The 3,886-nt window shown below is 66.2% G+C and carries 2 protein-coding genes; both read right to left on the bottom strand.

What is annotated here, in order from left to right; all coding sequences use genetic code 11:
* The coding region (scpA, locus tag ACMGE0_RS33290; RefSeq protein ID WP_436820126.1) for a methylmalonyl-CoA mutase at window positions 1–2,108 on the bottom strand (2,108 nt) is incomplete at its 3' end.
* On the bottom strand, window positions 2,108–3,886 hold a 1,779-nt coding region (locus ACMGE0_RS33285; protein WP_436820125.1), incomplete at its 5' end, for an ATP-binding protein. The genes scpA and ACMGE0_RS33285, both read right to left, overlap by 1 nt.

The following is a 3,886-nucleotide window of genomic DNA, read 5'->3' as shown; positions in this document are numbered from 1 at the left end:
TTGGCGGCATCGAGCACATTGGTGCCGGGGCCGAAGACGGCGGCGACGCCGTGGCTCATCAGGTAGTCGTAATCCTGACGCGGGATGACGCCGCCGACCACGACGATGATGTTTTCGGCGCCCTTTGCCTTCAGCGCCTCGACGAGCTGGGGGGCGAGCGTCCGGTGGCCGGCGGCGAGCGAGGACATCCCGACCACCTGCACCTTTTCCCGGATCGCAAGGGCGGCCGCCTCTTCCGGCGTCTGGAACAGCGGGCCGGCGATGACGTCGAAGCCGATGTCGCCGAAGGCCGAGGCGATCACCTTGGCGCCGCGGTCGTGCCCGTCCTGGCCGAGCTTGGCGACCATGATCCTCGGTTTCCTACCCAGCGTCTGGGCGTAGCTGCCAAGACGCGAGACGATCGTCCGGTATTCCGGATCGTCGTCATAGGCGGGGCCGTAGATATCGCTGACGACCTCCGGCACCGCCGAGTGGCCGCCGAAGGCCTGCCGCATCGCGTCGGAGATTTCGCCCACCGTTGCACGGGCGCGGGCGGCTTCGATCGCCACTTCCAGCAGGTTTCCCTCGCCGGTTTCAGCAACCTCCTCCAGGATGGCGAGCGCCGCCGCCACCCGCTCCGGGTCACGCTTCCGGCGCACCTCCTCCAGCCGCCGGATCTGGCCGTTGCGCACGGCGGTGTTGTCGATGGCGAGAATGTCGAGTTCGTCCTCGTTTTCCAGCCGGTACCTGTTGACGCCGACGATGATCTCCTCGCCGCGATCGACCCGCGCCTGGCGCAGCGTCGCCGCCTCCTCGATCATCCGCTTCGGCAGGCCGTCCGCCACCGCCCTGGTCATGCCGCCCATGGCCTCCACCTCCTCGATCAGGGCCCAGGCCTTCTCCGCAAGCTCGTTGGTGAGGCTTTCGACATAGTAGGAGCCGGCGAGCGGATCGACCACCTTGGTGATACCCGTCTCGTGGCTCAGGATGAGCTGCGTATTGCGGGCGATGCGGGCGGAAAAATCCGTCGGCAGCGCCATCGCCTCATCGAGCGCGTTGGTGTGCAGCGACTGGGTGCCGCCGAGCACCGCCGACAGCGCCTCGTAGGCCGTGCGGATGACGTTGTTATACGGATCCTGCTCCTGCAGCGACACCCCCGACGTCTGGCAATGGGTGCGCAGCATCAGCGAGGAGGCCTTCTGCGGCTTGAACTCCTCCATGATGCGCGACCAGAGGAGGCGCGCCGCACGGAGCTTCGCCGCCTCCATGAAGAAGTTCATGCCGATCGCGAAGAAGAAGGAGAGCCGCCCGGCGAAATCGTCGACGTTCAGGCCCTTGGCGAGCGCGGCGCGCACATATTCCCGCCCGTCGGCCAGCGTGAAGGCGAGCTCCTGCACCAGGGTCGCGCCGGCCTCCTGCATATGGTAGCCGGAGATCGAGATCGAGTTGAAGCGCGGCATTTCCTTCGCGGTATATTCGATGATGTCCGCGACGATCCGCATCGAGGGTTCCGGCGGATAGATATAGGTGTTGCGGACCATGAACTCCTTCAAAATATCGTTCTGGATGGTCCCGGAAAGCTCGGCCCGCGAACAGCCCTGCTCTTCGCCGGCGACGATGAAGGAGGCGAGGATCGGGATGACCGCGCCGTTCATCGTCATGGAGACGGACATGTCCTTCAGCGGAATGCCGTCGAACAGGATCTTCATGTCCTCGACCGAGTCGATCGCCACGCCCGCCTTGCCGACATCGCCCTCGACGCGCGGATGATCCGAATCGTAGCCGCGATGGGTGGCGAGATCGAAAGCGACCGAGAGGCCCTTCTGGCCGCCGGCGAGGTTGCGGCGGTAGAAGGCGTTGGAGGCTTCGGCTGTCGAAAAGCCCGCATACTGCCGGATCGTCCAGGGCCTTCCGGCATACATGGTGGCGCGCGGCCCGCGCACGAAGGGTTTCATGCCGGGCAGCGAGTCGAGATGGCCGATCCCTTGCAGGTCTTCGGCCGTATAGAGCGGCTTCACCTCGATGCCTTCCGGCGTGTGCCAGACGAGCGTTTCCGGCGAAGCCTTCAGTTCCTTTTCGGCAAGCCGCTCCCAATCCGCTTTGGTAGCTTTCCCGGTCTTCTCGGACATCACGCGAACTCCATGATCAGTTCGTCCACCGCCAGACTCTGGCCGGCAGTGGCCGCGACGCGCTTGACCACGCCCTGTCTCTCGGCCTTCAGCACGTTCTCCATCTTCATCGCCTCGACGGTGGCGAGCGTCTGGCCGGCCTCGACCTGATCGCCCGCCTTGACGGCGACCGAGGTGATGACGCCGGGCATGGGGCAGAGCAGCATCTTCGACGTATCCGGCGGCAGCTTCTTCGGCATCAGCCGGGCAAGCTCGGCGACCCGCGGGGAACGGACCCGCGCCGTCACGTCCATGCCGCGCCAGCGCAGCCGGATCGCGCTGCCGACGAGATCGACCTTCACGCCCATCGGCCCGCCATCCAGATGGAAGGCCGCATGGCTGCGGCCGGGAAGCCAGCCGCTGGCGACCGAGATGCGCGCACCGTCCGAGAACGTGACGGAGGTGCCGTCGGGAGAGGTTTCGAGACCGGCGGCCAGTTCGAAGCCGGCCAGTTCGAAGCCGGCCAGGTCGAAGCCGGCAAGCGTCACGACCCATTCCTTCCCCACGACGCGGCGGTGATTGCCGATCGTGCCGGAGATCCGCACCGCCCGCTCCTGGAGCGTTTGGTTGACGAGGATGGCGATGGCCGCAAGCTTGCGGGCGGCAGCCTCATCCGGGCGCACCCCGGCAAAACCGTCCGGGAACTCTTCCGCGATGTAGGCGGTGGTGAGCTTGCCGGAACGGAACCGTTCCTGGCTCATGACGGCTGCGAGGAACGGCAGGTTGTGGCCGATGCCCTCCACCTCGAAATCGTCGAGCGCCGCCCCCATGGCCTCGATCGCTCCCAGCCGATCGGGAGCCCAGGTGCAGAGTTTTGCAATCATCGGGTCGTAATACATGGAGATCTCGCCGCCCTCGAAGACGCCGGTATCGTTGCGCACCACCGTGCCGTCGTCCCTCCCGCCTTCCGCGGGCGGGCGGTAGCGCGTCAGCCGGCCGATCGACGGCAGGAAATTGCGGTAAGGGTCTTCGGCATAGAGCCGGCTTTCCACCGCCCAGCCGGTGAGCCTCACGTCGTCCTGGCCGAAGGCGAGCTTCTCGCCGGCCGCCACGCGGATCATCTGCTCGACGAGATCGATGCCGGTGACGAGCTCGGTGACCGGGTGCTCGACCTGCAGCCGGGTGTTCATTTCGAGGAAATAGAAGTTGCGCTCGCCGTCGACGATGAACTCCACCGTGCCGGCGGAGAAATAGCCGACCGCTTTCGCCAGCGCCACCGCCTGCTCGCCCATGGCTTTCCGGGTGGCCTCGTCGAGGAACGGCGACGGCGCCTCCTCGATGACCTTCTGGTTGCGCCGCTGGATGGAGCATTCGCGCTCGCCGAGATAGAGCGTGTTGCCGTGCCGGTCGCCCAGCACCTGGATTTCGATATGGCGCGGCTCGGTGACGAACTTTTCGATGAAGATGCGGTCGTCGCCGAAGGACGACTTCGCCTCGTTCTTCGACGACTGGAAGCCTTCGCGGGCCTCCGCGTCGTTCCAGGCGATCCGCATGCCCTTGCCGCCGCCGCCGGCCGACGCCTTGATCATCACCGGATAGCCGATCGACGAGGCGATCCTCACCGCCTCCTCGGCATCCCCGATCAGCCCCATATGGCCGGGCACGGTGTTGACGCCGGCCTCCGCCGCGATCCTCTTCGAGGTGATCTTGTCGCCCATCGCCTCGATCGCCTTGACCGGCGGACCGATGAAGGCGACGCCTTCCTTCTCCAGCGCTGCCGCGAAGGCGGGGTTTTCCGA

This window comes from Neorhizobium descurainiae (assembly GCF_051400715.1).
GTDB lineage: Bacteria > Pseudomonadota > Alphaproteobacteria > Rhizobiales > Rhizobiaceae > Neorhizobium.
This window is presented reverse-complemented; position numbering and strand designations above follow the sequence as displayed.